Origin of the sequence: Bifidobacterium sp. MSK.17.10 (assembly GCF_019129655.1) — a bacterium.
Lineage (GTDB): Bacteria > Actinomycetota > Actinomycetes > Actinomycetales > Bifidobacteriaceae > Bifidobacterium > Bifidobacterium adolescentis.
The window spans coordinates 286,165-309,494 of record NZ_JAHOJD010000001.1 but is presented as its reverse complement, the minus strand read 5'-3'; the positions used below and the strand labels follow the sequence as shown (position 1 = coordinate 309,494).

Sequence of the window (23,330 nt, the reverse complement as noted above, 5' to 3'; positions counted from 1 at the left end):
GTCCGATGCCGGCGACTCGGCGCGCATGGAACAACGCAAAACAGATATAAGTAGGAAAACGGCGGAAGGAACCGTAAGGCATGAAGATCATCGTCGCCACGCATAACGAAGGCAAACTGGCGGAAATCCGCCGCATTCTCGAGGAACGTCTCGGCGCGGACGCCGCCGACATCGAGCTCGTCTCCGCAGGCTCCCTGGGATTGCCCGATCCGGTCGAGGACGGCGTGACCTTCCAGGAGAACGCGCTCATCAAGGCACGCGACGTGGCCGAACGTACCGGCTGCCCGGCAGTCGCGGACGATTCCGGCCTGATCGTGGACGTCATGGGCAACGCGCCGGGCATTCTGTCCGCACGCTGGGCCGGCGAGCACGGCAACGACAAGGCCAACAACGCGCTGCTGCTCAAGCAGCTGGCCGACATCCCCGACAGCAAGCGCACCGCACGGTTCCGCTGCGCCGCCGCGCTGGTCGTGCCGGGAGAGCGCAAGACGGACGGTGCGGATGATGATAAGCCGTACACGATCGCCAGCGAAACCGTCGAAGTCGGCGAAATGCCGGGCGTGCTGCTGCGTGCCCCGCGCGGCGCCAACGGTTTCGGCTACGATCCGCTGTTTGTGCCGAACGATCAGCCGCAGCGTGCGGTCGACGCCGGCGAAAAGCTCACGTCCGCCGAAATGGAGCCGGCCGAGAAGAACGCGGTCTCCCATCGAGGCAAGGCGCTGCGCTCGCTGGTCGCATCGATCGAAGCGCTGGTCAAATAACATCGGATGACGGCCGCGACGGGCGCTTGCCGTGGCGCGCGACACTGGATGGCGTGCGTGCGATTTGTGCTCGTCCGGTTTTTCCGCTATGCTTTGTTTCTTGTGCGCGGCTAGCGTATGCTTACTGGGCATTGCGCCACTTTAGCTCAGTCGGTAGAGCGGCTCACTCGTAATGAGCAGGTCGACAGTTCGATTCTGTCAAGTGGCTCCACTGCCCTAGATGTTCGGAGGTTTTCCGAGCATCTAGGGTTTTGCATATGTGCATCCGTGCGTATCGGTTTTCGCCGTGCGCGGATGGTGATTGCGCGAGTGGCGGAATTGGTAGACGCGCAGGATTTAGGTTCCTGTGTCTTTGACGTGTGGGTTCAAGTCCCATCTCGCGCACATGTCCACGTTAATTCAGCCAATCGCGCTGCTGGCCATCATCCTCACCGGCTACCTGTTCAAACGCGCCGGCAAATTCAAAAACCGCGACTACCGCATCATGCAGGTCGCCCTGTTCAACCTGGTTCTGCCCTGCGCCATCATCTACTCGTTCGCCACGAACCCGCATGATTCCAGCATGCTGTGGATCTCCGTCTTCGGCTTCGTGGTCGCGTTCATCCCGCCCGTGCTCATCTTCCTCACCACACGTCACACGCCTGTGCAGGATCGCGCGTTCACCATGCTCAACGGTTCCGGCTTCAACATCGGCTGCTTCTGCTTCCCCGTGGTACAGGCGTTTCTCGGCACCGCGGCGATCGTGCCAGCGGCCATGTTCGACATCGGCAACTGCGTGATGGTGGCGGCCGGCACGAACGTCATGACGCAGACCCTCCTGCACATCCAGCCCGGCAAGACCTTGGACGAGCAGTACCAGGGGCATGCGCCGGTGCTGCCGTATACGAAACCCAAGGATCGCGATGCCCGCCGGCTGGCACGCCACGCGCTGCTACGCAACGTGGCGAAAGGCTTCTTCGGCTCCATCCCGTTCGACACCTACCTGGTCATGATCGTGCTCATGCTTGCCAATGTGAAGATCCCCGCCGTCGTGGCCACGTTCGTTGAGCCGCTCGCCAACGCCAACTCGTTCGTCGCCATGCTGATGGTCGGCATGCTGATGGACCTGCCCGCCGGCCGTGACGATGTGATGAAGCTGCTGAAGATCATCGGCCTGCGACTGCCATTCGGCCTGCTGTTCGCCGTCTGCGCATGGTTCGTGCTGCCGTTCGGCGCCAATGTGCGCGAAGCCGTGGTGATGTGCTGCCTCGCGCCAATCGCCGTGTTCTCCACCCTGTTCACCGACGAAGTGCTCGGCAATGCGAAACTCGCCGGCTTCTCGCTGTCCGTGTCCGCGATCATCGGCCTGGTCATGATGACCGGCGCGCACTTCCTGCTCGCCGCCATCGCCTGACTTGCGTAAGCCGCGTGCGTGGTCGTGCGTAAGTTGCGTACGTAATCGTAATGCGATCGTTGCATACGACAGCCGTTTCCACGTGCGTTGAAGCTTTTCCGCTGAACGTTGCATACGATTTCAGTAATCGTCGTTTATCTGGCATGTCGCCGCTGAAAAGTGGTCGGAACCGCGGTATATCGCGCTTCCGACCGAATGTGTTAACTCGGGAAACATTTTTGTGTTGTTCTGTCGGCTTTTGTGAGTATCTTGTGAGGTGAAGAAAACGGCTCGTGCCGTGGAAAATCGAACGAGATTCCACCGTCACGTTCCGCTTCACAGTGATGATGAAAGGACCTATCAACATGGCCATCAATCCTCCCGTTGACGCCACCAAGACCCCGGAGTGGGCCGCGCTGCAGAAGCACTACGACGAGCTGCAGTCCGAGGGCATCAGCCTCAAGCAGTGGTTCGCCGATGACGCCGAGCGCGTCGAGAAGCTGAGCTTCGATGCAGGCGACCTGCACTTCGATCTGTCCAAGAACCTGATCAAGCCGGAGACCCTGCAGCTGTTCGCCGACCTGGCCAAGGCCGTCAAGCTCGACGAGCGCACCAAGGCCATGTACACCGGCGTGCACATCAACAACACCGAGGACCGCGCCGTGCTGCACACCGCGCTGCGCCGCCCGGTCGAGGACGAGGGCAAGTACATCGTCGACGGCCAGGACACCGTCAAGGACGTGCGTGAGGTGCTCGACCGCATCTACGCGTTCGCCGACAAGGTCCGCTCCGGCGAGTGGACCGGCGTGACCGGCAAGAAGATTGAGACCGTGGTCAACATCGGCATCGGTGGTTCCGACCTGGGTCCCGTCATGGTGTACGAAGCGCTGAAGCCGTACGCCGACGCTGGCATCTCCGCCCGCTACATCTCCAACATCGACCCGAACGACCTGGCCGAGAAGACCAAGGGCCTCGATCCGGAGACCACCCTGTTCATCATCGTTTCCAAGACCTTCACCACCCTGGAAACCCTGACCAACGCCCGTGAGGCCCGCACCTGGCTGCTCGAAGAGCTCAAGGCCAAGGGCGCCATCGACGGTTCCGACGCCAAGAACGCCGAAGCCATCAAGAAGCACTTCGTCGCCGTCTCCACCAATCTGGAGAAGGTCGCCGAGTTCGGCATCGACCCGAACAACGCGTTCGGCTTCTGGAACTGGGTCGGCGGCCGTTACTCCGTCGATTCCGCCGTCGGCACCTCCCTCGCCGTGGTCTTCGGCCCGGCCCGCTTCGAGGAGTTCCTGCACGGCTTCCACGAGATCGACGAATACTTCGCCAACACCCCGTTCGAGAAGAACGTCGTCGTGCTGCTCGGCATGCTGAACGTGTGGTACCGCAACTTCTTCAAGGTCGCCTCCCACGCCGTGCTGCCGTACGACCAGTACCTGCACCGCTTCCCGGCCTACCTGCAGCAGCTGACCATGGAGTCCAACGGCAAGTCCGTGCGTTGGGACGGCACCCCGGTCACCTCCGAGACCGGCGAGATCTTCTGGGGCGAGCCGGGCACCAACGGCCAGCACGCCTTCTACCAGCTGATCCACCAGGGCACCCAGCTCATCCCGGCCGACTTCATCGCGTTCGTGAACACCCCGAACCCGACCAAGGACGGCGACCAGGACGTGCACGAGCTGTTCCTGGGCAACTACTTCGCCCAGACCAAGGCCCTGGCCTTCGGCAAGACCGCCGACGAAGTGCGCGCTGAGGGCACCCCGGAAGAGATCGTCCCGGCCCGCGTGTTCACCGGCAACCGTCCGACCACCTCCATCTTCGGCGTGGCTCTGACCCCGTTCGCGCTCGGCGAGCTCATCGCCCTGTACGAGCACATCACCTTCGTCGAGGGCACCGTGTGGGGTCTGGACTCCTACGACCAGTGGGGCGTCGAGCTCGGCAAGCAGCTTGCCAAGCAAATCACCCCGGCCATCTCCAAGGATGACGACGCCCTGGCCGCCCAGGATCCGTCCACCCAGTCCCTGATCAAGTTCTACCGCGCGAACCGTGAGTTCTGACCTTTGGGCAGAACGCTGTGCCTGGTGTCGCGCGCGACTCTTTCTCTGAGAGCCGCCACGAACAGCCCGCTGGGCTGTTCGTATCGCGAGTCCTGACTCACGATCGGCGCGCATAAAGCCGCGTGACGTGTGGCTGAACGAGATGCCCCATCCGTGTCTTGCGGATGGGGTATTTTTGATTATTGCTGTGCCGAAAGGCGGGACGCCGCATAATCCCGCTTTTCTTCAGGTCCAGCCGGAACGTCCGAAGGTAGCTGCGGACGTGCGCAATCGCAATATTTCCGGCGGATCGGCAACCCTTCGCAGGCAGACCTGCGGAGCGGAAGAACAGGCCGAGACGGCAATCGCAAGAACGTCGTACGAGGCCCTTACCTGTGCGCCGATATGCGGCGGCGACTCGAGGAAACACAATGGTTAACGCTATTGAGGCATTTGACGCCAAGCACATGAAGCCGGCCGAGGAAATCCCGGCTTTCCGTCCCGGTGACACCGTCGAAGTCAACGTGAAGATCAAGGAAGGCAACAACTCCCGTATCCAGGCCTTCACCGGCGTGGTGATCGCTCGTCAGGGCGGCGGCGTTCGTGAGACCTTCGTGGTCCGCAAGATCAGCTTCGGCACCGGTGTCGAGCGCCGCTTCCCGCTGCACTCCCCGGTCATCGATTCCATCAAGGTGGTCCGCAAGGGCCGCGTGCGTCGCGCCAAGCTGTACTACCTGCGCAACCTGCGCGGTAAGGCCGCTCGTATCGTCGAGCGCCGCGACAACTCCGAGAAGTGAGTTCGAATCGCAAATAAAGCGTGAAATCGGCTCTTCGGCAACCCGTCGAGGAGCCGATTTTCTATATTGGGCCGCTATGATAGGGGCCAGTGCGTGAAACCGGACGGTAAGGAATCCCATGAAGCATGCCAGAAGAAGAGTCGAAAGCGAGGAAAGCTTCGGCTTACGAGACACCCTGATCTGGTGCGGCATACCCATCGTCATCGTGCTGCTGGTGCGCATGTTCCTGTTCGGCTTCTACGTGATTCCGTCCGGCTCCATGCTGAACACCATCGAACCGGGCGACCGGGTCATCACCAGCAAACTCACCCCCAAAGTCTTCAAGCTCCAGCGCGGCGACGTGGTGGTCTTCAAGGACCCCGACCATTGGCTGCAGCAGGAGAACAGCGGCCGATTCGGCGGCGACTACCTCATCAAACGACTTATCGGCCTGCCCGGTGACACCGTGGCCTGCGAGGGGCCCGGCAAGCCGGTCACGGTCAACGGCGTGGCCATCGACGAAACTTCGTACATCCGCTCCGGCGTGGACCCCAGCTCCTTCGCGTTCAGTGAAAAAGTGACTGCGGGACATGTGTTCGTCATGGGTGACAATCGCGCCAATTCCGCTGATTCCCGCTACCATCAGGACGATTCCTCGCACGGCCTCGTGCCGGTTTCCGACGTGGTCGGCGTCGGTCTGGTCAAGTATTGGCCGCTGAACCACATCAGCACGCTGGACGCGCATCACGACGTGTTCAGGGACGTGCCGGAAGGATCTGCCGACTGATGTCCGTTTCCATAGTGCCTACATTGGATATGGAACGGGCGACCGCGGCCTCCGGCTACGACGTGATCGTCGGCTTCGACGAGGTCGGCCGCGGCTCGCTCGCCGGTCCCGTCATGGTCGGCGCCGCCGCAATCCGCACGTGCGATCTGTCCGGTCCGTCGCCGCTGCAAGTGCCCGACGGCGTGGCCGATTCCAAAATGCTGACGGAACACCGCCGCGAAGCCATATTCGAAGAGCTTAAATCGTGGTGCGCGTCCTGGGCGGTCGGCTCGGCCAGCAACACGGAAATCGACGATTGGGGCATCTCCTATGCGCTTGGCATCGCCGCATTGCGCGCACTCGGCCAAGCGGAAGAGAAACTCGGCATCGACGGCGATGGCATGCTTGACGGCAAGCCGGTGAAGGTCGGTGCGATCCTCGACGGACCGAACGACTACATCACCAAAGCGCTGAACACCTTCGACGCGCCTGACGTGCCGGTTCCTGCGGAAGTCTCTACCAAAGTGAAGGGCGACAGGTACTGCGCCACCGTGGCCACCGCAGCCGTCATCGCCAAAGTCACGCGAGACCGGCTCATGGTCGAACTGGGAGCGCAACCCCAATATGAACCCTATGAATGGGCCCACAACAAGGGTTACGGTTCGGCCGCACACCGTGACGCCATCGCTGAATTCGGGCCCAGCGACCTGCACCGCCTCTCCTGGCATCTCGTCTGACATACGGCATCTCATCCGCAGTCCGCGATTACGCTAATCCTTGCGGATGATGCATGCCGGAAGGAAACCTGTAAGTTCATCCCGCCGTCTGATGGCCGGGACCAATCCGTTTCCGTACCGTAGGAAACATGGAACACATACTTCACGCGACCGATCTGGTCATGGATTATTCGACCCAACAGGCGACACCGAACGCCGCACACATGCTGGCGCTCAATCACGTGGATTTCGGCATCCAGGCAGGCGAAAGCATCGCGGTCATGGGACCGTCCGGTTCCGGCAAATCGACGTTACTGCACGCACTCGCCGGCATCATCACCCCGACAGCCGGCAATGTGATGTTTCGCGGTGCCAACCTGGCGCGGTTGAGCGACGCTGACCGCACCAAACTGCGCCGCAGCGCCTTCGGCTTCGTCTTCCAATCCGGACAGCTGCTGCCGGAACTGCCGGCCATCGAAAACATCGCGTTGCCGATGATGCTGGGCGGCGCAAGCTACCAGCAGGCCACCGACACGGCCATGCTATGGCTGGAACGATTGGGATTGCGCCAGCTCGCGCAACAACGTCCCGGCGAAATGAGCGGCGGCCAGATGCAGCGCATCGCCATCGCACGTGCGCTCGCCGCGCAGCCGGCAGTCATCTTCGCCGATGAACCGACCGGCGCGCTCGACCAGACCACCGGCCACGAAATCATGAGCATTCTCATGCGGACCGCACGACAGACCGGCGCGGCCGTGGTCGTGGTGACGCACGATTCGAACGTGGCCGCATTCTGCGATGCCACCGTTACCATGCGTGACGGCAGGCTGAGCTCGCCGCAGCAATCCCAACCTACCGCCGGAGGCGCACGATGAACATGTTCCGATTATGGCGATTGTTCCACCGCTCCGGCACCCGCGGCACATCCAGCCGCACCTCTGCGCTGGCCATCGTTGCCTTCGCATCCGCCACCGCCGTCTTCCTAACCGTGCTCGGAGGCCTGCATGGCTTCATCTGGCGGGCCTCCGCCGACCACACGTTCGGTTGCATGATCAATTCCAACAGGTGCGCGCCCGGTACATACGAAACATGGTCCAAAACCCTGGCGCACGCCGACAAGCTCGTCGCCACGGTCGGCGACGGCCATTGGACGGCCGACCAGGCCACAGCCGTCATGAACACCTATTCCGACGGCTATGTGCTGCTCGCCGCATTCGCCAGTCTGCTACTCATCGTGCCGTTCGTGGCGCTCGCCGGCTCGGCGGCCCGTCTCGCGGCCTCCCGCAGGGACGCACGTCTCGCCGCACTGCGACTTGCGGGCGCCACCACCGCGCAGGTCACGAAACTCACCGCGCTCGATGCGGGTGGCCAGGCTCTGCTTGGCGCGCTGGTCGGCATGGCCGGCTACTTCGCGCTGATACCGGCGATCATGCTGCTCGACTTCCAAAACCAGCATTTCACCTTCGAACAGTTGTGGGTGGGACTGCCTGCTCTGGCGGCCGTGACCGTCGGAGTCACGCTGCTTGCCTTGGTCTCCGCGCTGGTCGCCCTACGCCGCGTGGCCATCACCCCGCTTGGCGTGACGCAACGTACCGGACAACCCATGCCATCCGCATGGCGCGCACTGATTTTCCTTGCCGTGTTGGCCGTAGGCTACCTGCTGCTCAACAGCGTCTCCGCATTCGCGCACTTGGGTCAGATGGTGGTCTACGCCATCATCTTCGGCGTCTTCTTCCTCGGTTTCGCCATGGTGAACGTCGTCGGTACCTGGGTGGTGGCGATGCGCGCCAGATCGCGTGCGAAACACCCGAAGGACGCGGCCACTATGATTGCCATGCGCCGTATCCTCGACAATCCCAAGCGTGCTTGGCGTAACGTGTCCGGTGTGGCGCTCGCTGTGTTCATTGCGGGGATGACGTCGGTGTGCGGATTGCTCGCCACCGGAATCGGAGGCAACCACGACCCGTTCGACCCATCTATGCTGTACATGCGCGATATAGCGATGGGTGGTTTCCTGACGCTCGCCTTTGCCGCGGTGCTCGCCGCCGTCAGTTCCGGCGTGATGCAGACGGGCAACGTCTACGACCAGGCCGACGAGTACCGCATGCTTGCGTTGGAAGGCACGGATGAGGCGACGCTCGACAAGGCACGCATGATGGAAGTGATCACCCCGCTCAACACGGTGATGGCCGTTTCATTGGGGTGCTCGGTGTTGTTGCTGTTTCCGATTCTGGCAACGTCGTTGCTCAATCCGGCTTCGTTGCTTACGTTGGCCGCGGGAATCGGCTTGTGTTATGCGCTGATGGTGCTCGGAGGGTGTGCCGCGAATCATGCGGCGCACGGGCTCGGTTATGCCGGCTACCGTATGGACGATTGATGGCCTCGCCGCGGCGGTCGTGGATACCGCGGCGAGGACTGGCGAGGTCAGCCGAGGAGCACCGCGATGATTGCGATGAAAATCGGCGACGACAACGTCGAGAACAGAATGCCGTCGCGTGCGAACGACAGACCCACGTTGTACCGCGCCGCGTAGTTGTAGACGTTCTGGCCAGTCGGCAGAGCGGCGAGCACCACGCACGCGTACAGCGTGGCGCCGCGGAAGCCCATCACGAAATACGACAGCAGGAACGCGATGATCGGCATCACAATGTTCTTCAAAGCGGCCACCGTGAACACCGCCGGAATATTCGACTTGTCCTGCAACGGCTTCGTGCCGTGCAAGGACATGCCGAACGCCATCAGAATCATCGGCACCGCGGAATCGCCGATCATATCGATCGGGTCGTAGATGAAGCTCGGAATCACGAAAAAGCCGACCTTCGCGGAAATCGCGGACACCACAATGCCTAGAAGCGAGCCGATGAGCAGCGGCTGATGCAACGGCTGCTTCAAAATCTCCTTCGCGGAGACCTTGCCTTTGGTGGTCACGTCGAGCACGGTCAGGCCGATCGGCGTGAACACCGCCTGCTGCATGACCAGAATCGGTGCGACAAGCGCCGGATTGCCCAGAATGTACGTGGCGATCGGCAGGCCGATGTTGTTGGAATTGAGGTACAGCGAATTCAGTGCGCCGATGGTGGCGTCCGCGGCCTTCATGTGGAAGAACAGCCGGTTGAGGATCAGAAAGACCACACCCACCAGCACGGCCGAGAAGAACGCCACGACGATGGAGGAGTGGAAGATCTCGAAGATCTTCTCCTTGGACAGGATGGCGAACATCAGGCACGGGCTCGACACGAAGAAGCTGAACCTGTTGAGCACCATCTGCGCGGTCGGCCCGCCGATGCGCATGCGCGCGGCCACATAGCCGGTCGCGATGACGATGCCGATGACGCAGAAACCTTCCATCGCGCTTAACAGACCCGGCATTGCACTCTCCTTTTCGTTGCGGCCGTTGCCTTTCGACCGCTATCTAGTGTGGCACCAAGCGCGCGTCGGTCGTATGCACGTCTCAAAAGCGAGCCCGATACACGATTGACGGCACGTTTTGCCGGATAATGGACGGCATGAACGAACTTACGATTGGATTTTCCGCTTCCGCCAGCAAACAGGAGCAGTTGAACGAGCTGATGAGGCAGATCATGGGCTGCTATTCCGTCAGCGACGACGAGGGCCCGCTGACGGACGCCGTCGAGGTGTTCCTGAAAAAACAGCCGCATCTGACAGTGCGCAGGCACGGCGACACATTGGTGGCATCCACCGATTTCGGCCGCGAGCGCCGCGTGATTCTTGCCGGACACCTCGACACGGTGCCGGTGATCGACAATTTCCCGCCGAAATGGCTTCAGCCGGGCGATCCGCTGATTCGCGAGGACGTGGCGGCCGGTCATGAGCATGAGCGTGTGATCTGGGGTCGTGGCGCCACCGATATGAAGGGTTCCGACGCGGTCATGCTGTATCTGGCGGCCACGCTGACGGATGCGAAATACGATTTGACGTACGTGTTTTACGACCATGAGGAAGTCGCGGCCGAGAAGAACGGCCTGCGCAAGGTGGTCGAGTCGCATCCGGATTGGATTACCGGCGATTTCGCGATCATCGGCGAGCCGACCGATTGCGGCATCGAGGGCGGCTGCAACGGCACGATGCGATTCGACGTGATCACGCACGGCGTTGCCGCGCATTCGGCCCGCGCCTGGATGGGCAAGAACGCGATCCACGCGGCGGCCGAGATTCTGAACCGTTTGAACGCACATGAGAACCGCGCCATCGAAGTAGATGGCCTGACCTATCAGGAGGGCCTGAACGCCACGCTGATTTCCGGCGGCAAGGGTACCAATGTGATTCCCGACGAGTGCCGTGTGCACGTCAACTACCGGTTCGCGCCGGACAAGTCGCTCGCCGAGGCGAAGGCGCTGATGATCGGCGCGGATGCGGGCGCGAAACTCGGCAACGGCGAGCATCAGGCCACTGGTGGCGTGTTCGAAGGCTTCGGCATCGAGATGAAGGACGAATCGCCGAGCGCACGTCCGGGCCTCAATTCGCCGCTTGCCCAATCGCTGGTATCGCTTGTCAAGGAACGTACCGGTCGTGACCCGCTTGCCAAGCTGGGTTGGACGGATGTGGCGCGTTTCGCGATTCTGGGCATTCCGGCCGTGAATCTCGGCGCGGGTAGCCCGCTGCTGGCTCACAAGCAGGACGAGCAGCTGCCGGAGACCGATCTGCTGCTCATGGCCGACCTGCTGGAGGACTGGCTGCGTTGAATCGCCGTTGAGTCGTTGCTGAGCTGCCGTTGAATCGCCGGTAATTCGCTACCGCGGGCTTGCCGCAGAACCACTATTGGTCCACCGTTGAACCGCTGCTGAACCACTATGCCGGCGCACGTTCATTCACGGCGTGTCAACGCGAATCATTGGAAAACGGAGCGTGTAGGGGGAATAAATTTCCCGTCCTGTCACGCTCCGTTGTTTTTTGTGTCATACTTATAGACGGTGGTTCTGCAAGACCGCCGACGCATCCGATGGCGTTGATCCCCTCGCGTGAATGTTCTGTGAGTCGCGAGCGCAGGTGTCCGCCGTCGCATGATGAAGACTTTTGACGGAAGTTGCTTCCTACGGGCGCCATGATGCGCGGCCACGGTGAGAGCGTGGTGTGAGAACCGTTGGGGCTTGAGTGAAGGCGATGCGATTGCAGCGCGTTGCCGAGGAGCGTTGTGCCTACTACCAATGAGGGCCTCGATCAGGTCGAGGCTGTTGTGTCATCCGATAATTCAACCAATAATGCGGCAAGCAGTGCGGGTTCTGTGTCTGCCGATCCGGCTCCGCGCCGCCGTCGTGGAGGTCGCCGCGTGGTGCGTGGCGTAGGTGCCGCGGGCGCGTCTTTGGAGCTGAAGGTCGAGGAGCATGCCAAAGCCCCCTTGTTTGAGGAACCGAAGCTTGAGCCTGTCCAGCCTGCGCGTGATTCCGCCGATTTCAATGATGCCGATGACGCCGAGCCGTCGCGTCCGCGTCGTCGTCGCGTGACCCGTTACGATGACGACGATGAGATGCGTGACGAACGTCCGCGCCGTCGCCGTCGTTCCTCTGTGGACGTGCAGGACGAGGATGATCGCCCGTCGCGTCGCCGTCGCCGTATCAGCGACGAGCCGCGTGATGACCGTGACGATCGTGACGATTACGGCAATCGTGGCAATCGTGACGAATCATCCGAAGACCGTGCGCTCGACGCCGTCAGCGCGCTGCCGGAAGGCCATGAGACGCGTCATAATCCGCGTCCGATGACGTCGCTGCTGTTCCAGGAGCCGATTCTGCCGGCCGCCCCCGCGGGCCGTGGATCGTCCGACGATGACGATGCTGACGATACGGGCCGCAGAGATTCGGACGATGCCCGTGACAGCCGTGATGACCGCGACGATGACCGTCCGACTCGTCGCCGCCGCCGTCGCAGCCACGACACGGCCGACACGGACCGCACGGACGCTTCGGATGACGGTCGCGGCCGTGATGATGGCAATGACCGCAACAACGACGCCGAAGACGATGATCATGGCGATTCCCGTCGTTCCCGTCGTTCCCGTCGTCTGAACGCGCAGGAACGTCGTGCCGCTGCCGAAGTGGAGCAGATCGAGGAGGACCTGGTCCTCGATGGCATCACGTATGCGCCGATCGATGACGAGTCCCGCAATGGAAACGATGATGATGACGAGCAGCCGACGCGCACCCGTCGCCGCCGTCGCGGACGCGGCAACCATGAGGAAGCCGACGAGCAGCAGACCTCCGAACGCGAATCCCGTCGCCGTCATGAGGATGACGATGAGGAAGAGGGCACGGTGACCCGTCGCCGTCGCCGCCGCCGTGGAGGGTCGAAGGCCGAGGAATCGGACGAGACGATGTCCCGTCGCTCCCGCAAGCAGCAGTACATCGACGAAATCACCGACGTCGAAGGATCCACCCGTCTGGAAGCCAAGAAGCAGCGCCGCCGCGACAACCGTCGTGAACGCAGCCGTCAGAACCAGCTCATGGAGCAGGACTTCCTGGCCCGTCGCGAACACGTCGAGCGTCTGATGGTGGTGCGCGAACGTGAGCGCCACACCCAGATCTCCGTGATCGAAGACAATGTGCTCGTCGAGCATTACGTGTCCGACATCCAGGAAGTGGCCACCGTCGGCAACATCTATCTTGGCCGCGTGCAGAACGTGCTGCCGAGCATGGAGGCCGCGTTCGTGGACATCGGACAGGCCCGCAACGGCGTGCTGTACGCCGGCGAGGTGAACTGGGATTCCGCACGTCTGGAAGGCCAGCCGCGTCGTATCGAACTGGCGTTCAAGTCGGGCGATCCGGTGCTGGTGCAGGTAACCAAGGATCCGATCGGCCACAAGGGCGCAAGGCTTACCTCGCAGGTCACCTTGGCCGGCCGTTTCCTCGTGCTGGTGCCGTCCGGCGGCATGACCGGCGTGAGCCGCAAGCTGAGCGAGCGTGAGCGCGCCCGCCTGAAGAACATCGTGTCGAAGATCGCGCCGAAGGATATGGGCGTGATCATCCGAACCGCGGCCGAAGGCGCTTCCGAAGAGGCCATCACCAAGGATCTCGAGAACCTGGTGCGCCAGTGGGAACGCATCACCGCCAAGCGCGACGAGTTCCTGCACGGCAAGCGTCCGAAGCTACTGCAAGGCGAGCCGGACGTGGCCATCCGCGTGGTGCGCGACATCTTCAACGACGACTTCTCCAAGATGATCGTGGAAGGCGACCGCGTGTACGAGCGTATCGAGGAATACCTCGACACGATGGCCCCCGACCTGAAAGACAAGCTCGAAAAGTGGGATCCGGCCGAACATGACGGCAAGGACGTGTTCGACAAGTGGCAGATCGACTCCCAGTTGCGTAAGGGCATGGAACGTCAGGTCTACCTGCCGTCCGGCGGTTCGATCGTCATCGACCGCACCGAGGCCATGACCACCATCGACGTGAACACGGGCCGTTTCATCGGCCGCGGCAAGAGCCTCGAGGAAACGGTGACCCGTTGCAACCTCGAAGCGGCCGAAGAGATCGCGCGACAGCTTCGTCTGCGCGACATCGGCGGCATGGTGATGATCGACTTCGTCGACATGGTCATGCCGGCCAACAGGGATTTGGTGCTCCGCCGACTGGTGGAGTGCCTGGCGCGCGACCGCACCAAGCATCAGGTGGCCGAAGTCACCTCGCTGGGACTGGTGCAGATGACGCGCAAGCGCATCGGCCAGGGTCTGGTGGAGGCGTTCTCCGAGGAATGCCCGACCTGCAAGGGCCGCGGCTTCATCCTCCATGACGAACCGACCGTTTCGGCGGATTACGACGATCCGTACGCCTTGAAGGGCGGCGATCCGTTCGTCAAGACCAACAAGCATGGCCATGGCACGGACGTGCAGGTGCCGAAGGGCTCCTCGCCGGACGTGAAGGCCAAACTCGCGCAGATCGCGGCGGCAGCCGTGGCCGCCAACAATGCGGACCTGGGCGAGGAAGAACAAGAAGAATAAAGGAAAATCCCGGTATGTCAACTTGACACGCCGGGAGCAGACTTGCGGTTGTACGCGGGTATGTGTAGATTAGATTGCTGGTGTCTGGCCGCGAGGCTCGAACGTGCCGGGCAGTAAGCTTTCCAAGTTAATAAAGGAACGGATATGTACGCTATTGTGAAGGCCGGCGGCCATCAGGAAAAGGTCGAGGTCGGTGACGTCATCCTCGTCAACCGTCTCGACGCCAAGAAGGGCGACACCGTGGAATTCCCGGTCGCTCTCGTTGTGGATGGTGACAAGGTCACCGTCAACGCCAAGGATCTCGCCAACATCAGTGTCAAGGCTGAGGTTGTCAACGATGAGGCCAAGGGCCCGAAGATCAGCATCATGAAGTACAAGAACAAGACCGGCGTTGCTCGTCGCAAGGGCCATCGCCAGCAGCTGACTCTCGTCAAGATCACGGCTATCGCCTGATTCGCGTAGGGTTAGAGTCAAGGACCGAAAGGAACAGACATGGCACATAAGAAGGGCGCGTCCAGCTCGCGCAACGGTCGCGATTCAAACGCGCAATACCTCGGTGTGAAGAAGTTCGGCGGCGAAGCCGTCGTGGCCGGCAACATCATCGTTCGTCAGCGTGGCACCAAGTTCCACCCGGGCGAGAACGTCGGCATGGGCAAGGACCACACCCTGTTCGCCCTCAAGGACGGCAGTGTGAAGTTCGGCGTGCGTCGTGACCGCAAGGTCGTCGACGTGATTGCCGCCTGAGACACGCGCAAATAACGCTTTTTGATGAAAGACCGCGCCCGTTATGGACGCGGTTTTTCTGCTATGTAAGGTAGATACATGAGTGATTTTGTGGATCGAGTGACCGTCCATGTCAAGGGCGGCGACGGCGGCAATGGTTCCGCCGGCATCCGTAGGGAGAAATACAAGCCGTTGGCCGGTCCGAACGGCGGCAATGGCGGCGACGGCGGTTCCGTGATCTTCATGGCCGATTCGAACGCCAACAGTCTGCTCGACTACCGTTTCATGCCCCATCGCGAGGCGGAAAGCGGCACCATGGGCCTGGGCGACACGAAGGACGGTTCGAAGGGCGCCGACCTGATCCTGCCCGTCCCGGTGGGCACGGTCGTGTTCGAAGCCAAGGGACCGCAGGGCAAGCCGAAGCATCCGGGCGAGCAGCTTGCCGACCTGCGTCACGCGGGAGACAAGTTCGTCGTGGCCGCGGGCGGCAACGGTGGTCTCGGCAATGCGGCGCTGGCCAATCGCACCCGTCGTGCGCCGGGCTTCGCACTGCTGGGCGAGCCGGGCGAGGAACGCGACGTCATCCTCGAACTCAAGTCCATCGCCGACGTGGCGCTGGTGGGCTTTCCGTCCGCAGGCAAGTCGAGCCTGATCGCGGCGATGAGCTCCGCCAAACCGAAGATCGCCGATTATCCGTTCACCACGCTCGTGCCGAACCTCGGCGTAGTGGTGGCCGGCGACATGCGCTACACCATCGCCGACGTGCCGGGCCTGATTCCGGGCGCATCCCAGGGCAAGGGCCTCGGCCTCGAATTCCTGCGCCACATCGAACGCACCGAAATCATCGCCCACGTCATCGATTGCGCCACCCTCGAACCCGGCCGCGACCCGATGAGCGACTACCAGGCGCTCGAACACGAGCTCGCCGAATACGCCGGCAAGCTCGAACTGCCGCTCGGCGCGATTCCGATCCCCGAACGTCCGCGCATCATCATCCTCAACAAGGTGGATGTGCCGGAAGCCAAGGAACTCGCCGAATTCGTCAAGCCCGAATTCGAAAAGCTCGGCCTCAAGGTCTACATCATCTCCACCGCCTCCCACGAGGGCCTGAAGGAACTCAACTGGGCGCTGGCCGACCTCGTGACCAACATGCGCGCGGAAGTCGCCAAACGCGAGCAGGCCGAGGAAGAGGCCCGCGTGGTCATCAAGCCGCTCGAGGAGCCGCGCAACCGCCGTCGCCGTAACGACGAAGGCGGCAACGCGCTCGACTTCACCGTGGAACGCAAGGAGAACGGCAACGGCGAAGTCTGGTACGAGGTGCTCGGCACCAAGCCGGAACGTTGGGTCATGCAGACCAACTTCGATAATGACGAGGCCGTCGGCTACCTTGCCGACCGCCTGGCCAAGCTGGGCGTCGAAGACGAGCTGCGGCACAAGGGCGCCAAGCCGGGCGACGAAGTGCGCATCGGCCGTGGCGACCGTGCCGTGGAATTCGATTGGGATCCGACCATCGCGGCCGGCGCGGAAATGCTCGACGGCACCCAGTTGGGCGCACGCGGCGTCGACCTGCGACTGCAGGAATCGGATGGTCGTGCGCAGCGTCGTTCCAACACGGAACGCCGTCGCCAGTACCACGAGATGATGGACGCCCGTCAGGCCGTGCGCGAAGCCATGATGGCCGAACGCAAGGCAGGACACTGGGCCGATCCTTCCGTGGACGACGACCGTCACGACGAAACCAGTCTTTTTGGACGTGGCGAGACCGCCGACGACGAGGATGTGGAACAATAGAACCATCCAACGAAGCCCGCTGATGTGCCGATGGCATGTCGGCGGGCTTTTTCAATAGCCGGTAACGGTACCGGGAGGAACTATGAACACGCCATCGCAAGCGCAAGTGCGCAGGGCCATCGCCGAAGCGCAGACCATCGTGGTGAAGGTGGGCTCCAGCTCGCTGACCGAGCCGAGCGGCCACTTGGATCCGCAACGGTTGAACGCGCTTGTGGCGGCCATCGCCCGCGTGCGATTGATGGGCGGCCGCGTGGTGCTGGTCTCCTCCGGCGCGATCGCGGCCGGTTTCGGCACGCTCGGTTTCGACAAGCGTCCGACCGACGTGGCCGACCAGCAGGCGTGCGCCGCCGTCGGCCAAGGCCTGCTGATGGCCCAGTACGAGGCCGCTTTCGCACGGTACGGGCTGCGTGTCGGACAGATCCTCATCACCGTTTCCGACACGATCGCCCCACAGCAGTACCGCAACGTGCGCCGTACGCTCGACCGCCTGCTCGACTTGGGCGCGGTGCCGATCATCAACGAAAACGATTCCCTCGCGTCCAACGAGATCCGGTTCGGCGACAACGACCGTCTGTCCGCGCTGATCGCCAACATCGTCGTCGCCGACGCGCTCGTCCTGCTCACCGACGTGGACGCGCTGTACACCGCGCCGCCAAGCGAGCCCGGCTCGAAGCGCATCTCCTATGTGCCGAACGTCGAGGATGCGCTGGCGAAGGTTCAGGTCGGCGGAACCGGCTCGAACGTCGGCACCGGCGGCATGGTCACCAAAATGGAGGCCGCGCGCGTCGCCGCGGTGTCCGGCATTCCCGCGGTGTTGACATGCGCGTCGAACGCAGGTCCCGCGATGATGGGCGATCCGGTCGGCACCGCGTTCGCGCCGATCAACGACCGCGGTTCGTCACGTAGGCTGTGGATCGGCTTCGCCTCCCACCCGCAGGGCACGCTGGTGGCCGATTCCGGCGCGGCCAAGGCGGTGCGCGGGGGAGCGGCCAGCCTGCTTGCGGCCGGCGTGGTGGAAGTGAAGGGCGATTTCGCCGCCGGCGACGCCGTCTGGGTTGACGACGAGCAGGGCAACCATTTGGCCAAGGGCCTGGTCGGCTTCGACTCCGAGGAGATCCCGCAGATGCTAGGACGCAATACGGCCCAGCTCAAGCGTTTCCTCGGCGAGGAATACGCGCATCCGCTGGTGCACCGCGACAATCTCGTACTGGTCTGAACCAGTGCAAAAGGTGTGGTTAGGCCATCGATTTCGCTTCAAGCGAAGCGTTCGCGGCGAAATAGACGTGTGTCGTGGGGCTGTCGTTTTTCGCGTGGCAGGTCTAGCATTACAGGCATGACTATGGCTGACTGGCAGACTCTATCCGACCGTATCAATCACGTGGCTCCGAGCGCTACCCTGGCCGTCGATTCCAAGGCGAAGGCAATGAAGGCCGCCGGAATCGACGTCATCGGGTTCGGCGCGGGAGAACCGAACTTCCCAACCCCCGCACCGATCGTCGCGGCCGCGGCCGCGGCCGTGCAGGACCCGAAAAACTACCGTTACACGCCGACCGCCGGCCTACCGGAACTGCGCCAGGCCATCGCGGACAAGACGTTGCGCGACTCCGGCTACGAAGTCGACCCAAGCCAGGTCATCGTGACCAACGGCGGCAAGCAGGCCGTCTACGAATCGTTCCAGATTCTGCTCAACGAGGGCGACGAGGTCATCATCCCCACCCCGTACTGGACCAGCTATCCGGAAGCCGTGAAGCTCGCCGGCGGCGTGCCCGTGACCGTGTTCGCCGGCGCCGACCGCAACTTCGAGCCGAGCATCGAGGACATCGAGGCCGCGCGCACCGAACACACGAAGGCCATCATCGTGAACACGCCGAACAACCCGACGGGCGCGGTGTGGAAGCCGGAAACCGTCAAGGCCATCGCGCAGTGGGCCATCGAACACCACGTGTGGGTCATCTCCGACGAAATCTACGAACACCTGAACTATGACGGCGCCAAAACCACGTACATCGGCGCCGCGGTGCCCGAAGTACGCTCCCAGCTGCTCGTGCTCAACGGCGTGGCCAAAACCTACGCCATGCCGGGCTGGCGCGTCGGCTGGATGATCGCCCCCGTGGACGTGGCCAAGGCCGCATCCAAACTGCAGGGCCACATGACCTCCAACGTGAACAACATCTCCCAGCGTGCCGCCATCGAAGCCGTCTCCGGCTCCCTGGACGCCGTCTACGAGATGCGCGCCGCATTCGACAAGCGCCGCCAGACCATCGTCGCCGCGTTGAACGACATCGAAGGCGTGAACTGCCCGACCCCGACCGGCGCGTTCTACGCGTTCGCCGACGTGACCGCGCTGCTGAACAAGCCGCTCGGCACCAACAAGACCACGTTCGCCAAAACGTCCGAACTGGCCGCCGCGTTGCTTGACGAAGGCCATGTCGCCGCCGTCCCGGGCGAGGCGTTCGGCGCTCCCGGCTACCTGCGCTTCTCCTACGCGCTTGCCGACGACGATCTGGTCGAAGGCATGCGTCGCATGAAGCGTTGGGTCGAGGACTGAGCCGACCGGCCCCGCGCTCAACTGACGAAAAGTTCAGTTGATAGACGATATTTTTAGCGATTCGCGCTTCGGTGACATGCCGGGCGCGAATCTTTTTTTCGTTGGAAAATAGCGGTTTCTTGCGATTCGTCGTGAATCGGGTTGGACGAAGTCGCGAAAACCCGCTATTATTTCGACTTGGCGGTTTTGCCGTCTGCTTCTTGCGTGGTTTTGCATAGAATCCTCGCCGGCAAGTGGAGACGGCAGAGTTCACCTAGGGAAGTGGCGCAATTGGTAGCGCAACGGTCTCCAAAACCGTAGGTTGTGGGTTCGAGTCCCGCCTTCCCTGCCAAGCTTCTTACAACAAGCCCAGCGGAGGATTATTATGGCGAAGGCGAAGAACAGCGAGAAGGCCATTAAGCCGAACATCTTCATGCGCATTGGCTTGTTCATCAAACAGATTATCGACGAACTCCGCAAGGTCGTCACTCCGACCAGCAAGGAACTGTTCTTCTGGTCCCTCGCCGTGTTTATCTTCGTGCTGCTGCTGATGGCACTGGTCACCGGCATGGACTACGGTCTGGGCAAGCTGACCCTGTGGATATTCGGCTGATAAACAACTTGAAGGTGAAAGTGCATGACTGACGAAGTGTTTTCCGACAACCTCGACGAGGCTTCCAAGGCTGATACCGAGGCTGCTGCCGCTGTTGAGGCGCTGCCGGCCGAAGGCGAGGCCGTCCAGGCCGTCGCCGCCGATCAGGCGACCGATGAGCAGGCCCAGTCCGAGCAGGACGCTCCGGAAGAGCAGACCGCGGAAACCACTGAGGATGAAGACACTGAGCAGGATGCCGGTGCCAAGGCCGTCGAGGAATTCTCCAAGAGCCTGCGCACGCTTGAAGGCAAGTGGTATGTGCTGCACACCTATTCCGGCTATGAGAAGCGCGTGAAGACCAACGTCGAATCCCGCGTGGCCAGCTTCGGTATGGAAGACAAGATCTTCCAGGTCGAAGTGCCGATGGAGGAAGTCGAAAAGCACACCGAAAAGGGCAAGAAGGTCATCACCCGCGTGCGTGTCCCCGGCTATGTGCTGATCCGCATGCTGCCGGATGAGAACGCCCGTCGTATCGTCCGCGAGACCGAAGGCGTCACCGGCTTTGTCGGCCCGACCAAGGATCCGGCACCGCTGACCCGCAAGGAAGTCGTCTCCATGATGGCTCCGATGATCGCTTCCGAAGCTCTCAAGGCCGCCGGAGACAAGCCGGCCGCAGCCAAGAAGCGCAAGCTTGAGGTCTCCTACGCTCCTGGCGATCAGGTCACCGTCACCGATGGACCGTTCACCACCATGGCCGCGGTTGTCTCCGAAGTGGATCCGTCCACGCAGAAGCTCACCGTGCTCGTGTCCATCTTCGGCCGTGACACGCCGGTGGAGCTAGGCTTCAACCAGGTTGAAAAATTAGCCTGAACGTGCATGACGGAGCGTTAGCTGCGTTGCTCCAAGCTTGACGCACCTTGGTACGCCTGCGCTTGGGCGCCTTGCTACCGCACGCGTCACACCCATTCAGGAACCTGAAATCGTGATTCTTTTGAACCCCGCTTCGGCGGGGTTTCTTTGTATGTATTGCCATACGCGCAATGTCGTGGCGGAATCGCATAATAGAAAAGTTGTGTCTGGAGGGTTTCGTGTGCCTGAACAAGGCGGCGGCACCTGCTAGCACAGCACAGCAATATACGTTGCGGAAGGAACCGGACGCGGGAGACCTACTCCGGTGCCGTTAACCACCGCTTCACAGAAAGAAGAACCATACAATGGCTCCTAAGAAGAAAGTCTCGGCGCTTCTCAAGCTCCAGATTCAGGCCGGCAAGGCCAACCCGGCTCCGCCGCTGGGTCCGGCTCTGGGTTCCCATGGCGTGAACATCATGGACTTCTGCAAGCAGTACAACGCTGCCACGCAGGACAAGATGGGCCAGGTCATCCCTGTTGAGATCACCGTTTACGAAGATCGTTCCTTCACCTTCATCCTGAAGACCCCGCCGGCAGCAGCTCTGCTGAAGAAGGCCGCTGGCATCCAGAAGGGTACCGAGAACCCGCTGACCCACAAGGTCGGCTCCGTCACCAAGGCTCAGGTCCGTGAGATCGCTGAAATCAAGATGGCTGATCTGTCCGCACGCGACGTCGAAGCCGGCATGAAGATCATCGCGGGCACCGCCCGTTCGATGGGTATCACGGTTACCGACTGAGAGGAGAAGGACTAATGGTACAGCGTTCCAAGAAGTATCGCGAAGCGGCTGAGAAGATCGATCGCAACAACCTTTACACCGCCAACGAAGCCATCGCTCTCCTCAAGAGCATGCCGGAGTACAAGTTCGACCAGACCGTTGAGGCCGTGCTGCGCCTGAACGTGGATCCGCGCAAGGCCGACCAGCTGGTCCGCGGTTCCGTGAACCTGCCGAACGGCACCGGTAAGACCGCCAAGGTCCTCGTCTTCGCCCGTGGCCCGAAGGCCACCGAAGCTCTCGAGGCTGGCGCCGACATCGTCGGTGACGACGACCTCGTGCAGAAGGTCGCCGACGGTTTCCTTGACTTCGATTCCGTCGTCGCCACCCCGGACATGATGGGCAAGGTCGGCCGTCTCGGCCGCGTGCTCGGTCCGCGTGGCCTCATGCCGAACCCGAAGACCGGCACCGTGACCATGGACGTCACCAAGGCCATCAAGGACATCAAGGGCGGCAAGGTTGACTTCCGTGTCGACAAGAACGGCAACCTGAGCTTCCTCATCGGCAAGATGTCCTTCACCGAGCAGGCTCTGGACGAGAACTTCAAGGCTGTGGCCGACGAAGTCAAGCGTCTGAAGCCGTCCACCGTGAAGGGCCGCTACGTCACCAAGGCGACCATCACCTCCACGATGAACCCGGGCGTTCCGGTTGATCCGGCGGTCGTTGCCTGAGTGCACAGAAGCTAAGCTTCATCAAAAGACCCGTATCTGCAATCGCAGCATGCGGGTCTTTTCATATGTTCGGAAAGATTCATGACTTTATGACCGGATGACAGATGCAACGGGCGTACCCAGACGCCACACCACCCGGGCAGCGGCTCAGCGGTCGCGCATACGGCCAATCGCCAGCGCGGTCGTCAGCACATACGCGTCACGCGGATCGGTGGCATCCCAGCCGGTCGTTTCGGCGGCACGCTTCAAGCGGTAGCGCACGGTGTTCGGATGTACGTTCAGCTCCTTCGCCGTGTTCTCCAACGAACTGCCATACTTCAGGAACGTGGACACCGTCAGATAAGTGGGATCATCGGGATTCTCGCCGCGCAGCACCTGATATACGTTCCGATACAGTTCCTCACGCGCGTAATCATCACCCAGCAGCGCACGCTCCGGCAACAGCTCGTCGGCACGCAGCGGACGGGAAGGAGTGGACAGCGCCGGAGCCGCCTGCAGCGAGAACATCGTCTCACGCAACGCATGCGAAGCCCCCGCCACACCGGAACGGACCGGGCTCAAATACAGTGGCTCGTCCTCGCTGAACGCCGGCATGACCGCGGTACAGGTCACCTCCGGCGTGACCGCGCCCATCTGGCAAGCCAAAGCCAGCAGGAAAGTGCCGTACGTGCCGATGACCACATGCTCGCCACCCAAATCGCGCACCGCCTTGCGGATGGCGAGGGATGTCGAGGCAAGACTGGCCGAAGGCACCCCGCCGATCGCAAAACAGTTGAAATCGCCTTGCCATCCGAGAATGTTCATCAAGGAGACCACACGATCGTCGGTCATGTTCGTCAACAGGCATTCGAAAGCCAACCGCTCGATGGTCGTATCGTCGGTATGGCCTGACAAAAGGTCGAGGATGTCTGCCTGCTCGGAGTTCATAACCGTCCATTCTAATCGTCGTATCTGCGAATT

At 62.0% G+C, this 23,330-nt stretch carries 21 protein-coding genes and 3 tRNA genes; 22 read left to right on the top strand and 2 right to left on the bottom strand.

Annotated elements, in window-relative coordinates:
- Positions 1 to 80: 80 nt before the first annotated feature.
- The 10 genes from KSX58_RS01330 to KSX58_RS01285 all read left to right on the top strand — a co-directional run bounded on the left by KSX58_RS01330 (position 81) and on the right by KSX58_RS01285 (position 8,810).
- Complete coding sequence (locus KSX58_RS01330) at positions 81 to 761, top strand: non-canonical purine NTP pyrophosphatase (protein ID WP_055308949.1); 681 nt, start codon at positions 81 to 83, stop codon at positions 759 to 761.
- A 135-nt stretch (positions 762 to 896) separates the two neighbouring features.
- A tRNA-Thr gene (locus KSX58_RS01325) sits at positions 897 to 972 on the top strand.
- Positions 973 to 1,064: 92 nt separating this feature from the next.
- Positions 1,065 to 1,145, top strand: a tRNA-Leu gene (locus KSX58_RS01320).
- A gap of 1 nt (position 1,146) precedes the next feature.
- Positions 1,147 to 2,154 carry an AEC family transporter gene (locus KSX58_RS01315; protein WP_033499407.1) on the top strand — a complete coding sequence of 336 codons (1,008 nt, stop codon included), beginning with the start codon at positions 1,147 to 1,149 and terminating at the stop codon, positions 2,152 to 2,154.
- A gap of 344 nt (positions 2,155 to 2,498) precedes the next feature.
- A complete protein-coding gene (pgi, locus tag KSX58_RS01310) occupies positions 2,499 to 4,196 on the top strand; it encodes a glucose-6-phosphate isomerase (protein WP_026647255.1) in 1,698 nt (565 codons plus the stop codon).
- 410 nt (positions 4,197 to 4,606) lie between these two features.
- Positions 4,607 to 4,972: a 50S ribosomal protein L19 gene (gene rplS / locus KSX58_RS01305; RefSeq protein ID WP_003807720.1), complete on the top strand. Its 366-nt coding sequence runs from the start codon at positions 4,607 to 4,609 to the stop codon at positions 4,970 to 4,972.
- A gap of 118 nt (positions 4,973 to 5,090) precedes the next feature.
- Entirely contained in the window at positions 5,091 to 5,738 is a 648-nt protein-coding gene (gene lepB, locus KSX58_RS01300) for a signal peptidase I (protein ID WP_003807722.1), read from the top strand.
- Positions 5,738 to 6,454, top strand: a complete 717-nt coding sequence (locus KSX58_RS01295; RefSeq protein WP_085379283.1) for a ribonuclease HII — start codon at positions 5,738 to 5,740, stop codon at positions 6,452 to 6,454. The genes lepB and KSX58_RS01295 overlap by 1 nt, the downstream gene beginning before the upstream one ends.
- 128 nt (positions 6,455 to 6,582) lie before the next feature.
- Positions 6,583 to 7,308 (top strand): ABC transporter ATP-binding protein, encoded by a 726-nt coding sequence (locus KSX58_RS01290; RefSeq protein ID WP_039774723.1) that lies wholly within the window; start codon positions 6,583 to 6,585, stop codon positions 7,306 to 7,308.
- A complete protein-coding gene (locus KSX58_RS01285; RefSeq protein ID WP_003807727.1) occupies positions 7,305 to 8,810 on the top strand; it encodes a hypothetical protein in 1,506 nt (501 codons plus the stop codon). Before KSX58_RS01290 ends, KSX58_RS01285 begins: the two co-directional genes overlap by 4 nt.
- A gap of 47 nt (positions 8,811 to 8,857) precedes the next feature.
- Here the strand turns inward: KSX58_RS01285 and KSX58_RS01280 are convergent, their stop codons facing one another.
- The gene (locus KSX58_RS01280; RefSeq protein WP_217752022.1) at positions 8,858 to 9,802 is read right to left on the bottom strand and encodes an AEC family transporter; all 945 of its coding nucleotides are present in this window, start codon (positions 9,800 to 9,802) and stop codon (positions 8,858 to 8,860) included.
- Positions 9,803 to 9,930: 128 nt separating this feature from the next.
- Here KSX58_RS01280 and dapE point away from each other — a divergent pair, with 128 nt between their 5' ends.
- The 12 genes from dapE to rplA all read left to right on the top strand — a co-directional run bounded on the left by dapE (position 9,931) and on the right by rplA (position 22,370).
- Positions 9,931 to 11,136 (top strand): succinyl-diaminopimelate desuccinylase, encoded by a 1,206-nt coding sequence (dapE, locus tag KSX58_RS01275; protein WP_011742762.1) that lies wholly within the window; start codon positions 9,931 to 9,933, stop codon positions 11,134 to 11,136.
- 449 nt (positions 11,137 to 11,585) lie between these two features.
- Entirely contained in the window at positions 11,586 to 14,384 is a 2,799-nt protein-coding gene (locus KSX58_RS01270) for an Rne/Rng family ribonuclease (RefSeq protein ID WP_369597716.1), read from the top strand.
- 144 nt (positions 14,385 to 14,528) lie between these two features.
- Entirely contained in the window at positions 14,529 to 14,837 is a 309-nt protein-coding gene (rplU, locus tag KSX58_RS01265) for a 50S ribosomal protein L21 (protein ID WP_003807738.1), read from the top strand.
- Positions 14,838 to 14,876: 39 nt separating this feature from the next.
- Entirely contained in the window at positions 14,877 to 15,128 is a 252-nt protein-coding gene (rpmA, locus tag KSX58_RS01260) for a 50S ribosomal protein L27 (RefSeq protein ID WP_003807757.1), read from the top strand.
- Positions 15,129 to 15,206: 78 nt separating this feature from the next.
- Entirely contained in the window at positions 15,207 to 16,898 is a 1,692-nt protein-coding gene (gene obgE, locus KSX58_RS01255; RefSeq protein ID WP_003807758.1) for a GTPase ObgE, read from the top strand.
- A gap of 82 nt (positions 16,899 to 16,980) precedes the next feature.
- Positions 16,981 to 18,114 (top strand): glutamate 5-kinase, encoded by a 1,134-nt coding sequence (gene proB / locus KSX58_RS01250; protein WP_003807760.1) that lies wholly within the window; start codon positions 16,981 to 16,983, stop codon positions 18,112 to 18,114.
- A gap of 117 nt (positions 18,115 to 18,231) precedes the next feature.
- The gene (locus tag KSX58_RS01245; RefSeq protein ID WP_195394185.1) at positions 18,232 to 19,446 is read left to right on the top strand and encodes a pyridoxal phosphate-dependent aminotransferase; all 1,215 of its coding nucleotides are present in this window, start codon (positions 18,232 to 18,234) and stop codon (positions 19,444 to 19,446) included.
- 255 nt (positions 19,447 to 19,701) lie between these two features.
- A tRNA-Trp gene (locus tag KSX58_RS01240) sits at positions 19,702 to 19,777 on the top strand.
- Between the two features lie 33 nt (positions 19,778 to 19,810).
- A complete protein-coding gene (gene secE, locus KSX58_RS01235; RefSeq protein ID WP_003807764.1) occupies positions 19,811 to 20,038 on the top strand; it encodes a preprotein translocase subunit SecE in 228 nt (75 codons plus the stop codon).
- A 24-nt stretch (positions 20,039 to 20,062) separates the two neighbouring features.
- Positions 20,063 to 20,887, top strand: coding sequence for a transcription termination/antitermination protein NusG (gene nusG / locus KSX58_RS01230; RefSeq protein WP_011742767.1), 825 nt, complete (start codon positions 20,063 to 20,065; stop codon positions 20,885 to 20,887).
- A 344-nt stretch (positions 20,888 to 21,231) separates the two neighbouring features.
- Positions 21,232 to 21,663 (top strand): 50S ribosomal protein L11, encoded by a 432-nt coding sequence (rplK, locus tag KSX58_RS01225; protein ID WP_003807772.1) that lies wholly within the window; start codon positions 21,232 to 21,234, stop codon positions 21,661 to 21,663.
- Positions 21,664 to 21,677: 14 nt separating this feature from the next.
- Positions 21,678 to 22,370, top strand: a complete 693-nt coding sequence (gene rplA, locus KSX58_RS01220) for a 50S ribosomal protein L1 (RefSeq protein WP_003807775.1) — start codon at positions 21,678 to 21,680, stop codon at positions 22,368 to 22,370.
- 147 nt (positions 22,371 to 22,517) lie between these two features.
- On the opposite strand, the gene KSX58_RS01215 is transcribed toward rplA, so the two are convergent.
- A complete protein-coding gene (locus KSX58_RS01215; protein ID WP_003807777.1) occupies positions 22,518 to 23,297 on the bottom strand; it encodes a CdaR family transcriptional regulator in 780 nt (259 codons plus the stop codon).
- Positions 23,298 to 23,330 lie beyond the last annotated feature (33 nt).

Excerpts from the sequence above, each read along its gene's own strand:
- KSX58_RS01330 (WP_055308949.1), top strand. The coding sequence starts at position 81 with ATGAAGATCATCGTCGCCACGCATAACGAAGGCAAACTGGCGGAAATC.
- KSX58_RS01315 (WP_033499407.1), top strand. The coding sequence starts at position 1,147 with ATGTCCACGTTAATTCAGCCAATCGCGCTGCTGGCCATCATCCTCACC.
- pgi (WP_026647255.1), top strand. The coding sequence starts at position 2,499 with ATGGCCATCAATCCTCCCGTTGACGCCACCAAGACCCCGGAGTGGGCC.
- rplS (WP_003807720.1), top strand. The coding sequence starts at position 4,607 with ATGGTTAACGCTATTGAGGCATTTGACGCCAAGCACATGAAGCCGGCC.
- lepB (WP_003807722.1), top strand. The coding sequence starts at position 5,091 with ATGAAGCATGCCAGAAGAAGAGTCGAAAGCGAGGAAAGCTTCGGCTTA.
- KSX58_RS01295 (WP_085379283.1), top strand. The coding sequence starts at position 5,738 with ATGTCCGTTTCCATAGTGCCTACATTGGATATGGAACGGGCGACCGCG.
- KSX58_RS01290 (WP_039774723.1), top strand. The coding sequence starts at position 6,583 with ATGGAACACATACTTCACGCGACCGATCTGGTCATGGATTATTCGACC.
- KSX58_RS01285 (WP_003807727.1), top strand. The coding sequence starts at position 7,305 with ATGAACATGTTCCGATTATGGCGATTGTTCCACCGCTCCGGCACCCGC.
- KSX58_RS01280 (WP_217752022.1), bottom strand. The coding sequence starts at position 9,802 with ATGCCGGGTCTGTTAAGCGCGATGGAAGGTTTCTGCGTCATCGGCATC.
- dapE (WP_011742762.1), top strand. The coding sequence starts at position 9,931 with ATGGACGGCATGAACGAACTTACGATTGGATTTTCCGCTTCCGCCAGC.
- rplU (WP_003807738.1), top strand. The coding sequence starts at position 14,529 with ATGTACGCTATTGTGAAGGCCGGCGGCCATCAGGAAAAGGTCGAGGTC.
- rpmA (WP_003807757.1), top strand. The coding sequence starts at position 14,877 with ATGGCACATAAGAAGGGCGCGTCCAGCTCGCGCAACGGTCGCGATTCA.
- obgE (WP_003807758.1), top strand. The coding sequence starts at position 15,207 with ATGAGTGATTTTGTGGATCGAGTGACCGTCCATGTCAAGGGCGGCGAC.
- proB (WP_003807760.1), top strand. The coding sequence starts at position 16,981 with ATGAACACGCCATCGCAAGCGCAAGTGCGCAGGGCCATCGCCGAAGCG.
- KSX58_RS01245 (WP_195394185.1), top strand. The coding sequence starts at position 18,232 with ATGACTATGGCTGACTGGCAGACTCTATCCGACCGTATCAATCACGTG.
- secE (WP_003807764.1), top strand. The coding sequence starts at position 19,811 with ATGGCGAAGGCGAAGAACAGCGAGAAGGCCATTAAGCCGAACATCTTC.
- nusG (WP_011742767.1), top strand. The coding sequence starts at position 20,063 with ATGACTGACGAAGTGTTTTCCGACAACCTCGACGAGGCTTCCAAGGCT.
- rplK (WP_003807772.1), top strand. The coding sequence starts at position 21,232 with ATGGCTCCTAAGAAGAAAGTCTCGGCGCTTCTCAAGCTCCAGATTCAG.
- rplA (WP_003807775.1), top strand. The coding sequence starts at position 21,678 with ATGGTACAGCGTTCCAAGAAGTATCGCGAAGCGGCTGAGAAGATCGAT.
- KSX58_RS01215 (WP_003807777.1), bottom strand. The coding sequence starts at position 23,297 with ATGAACTCCGAGCAGGCAGACATCCTCGACCTTTTGTCAGGCCATACC.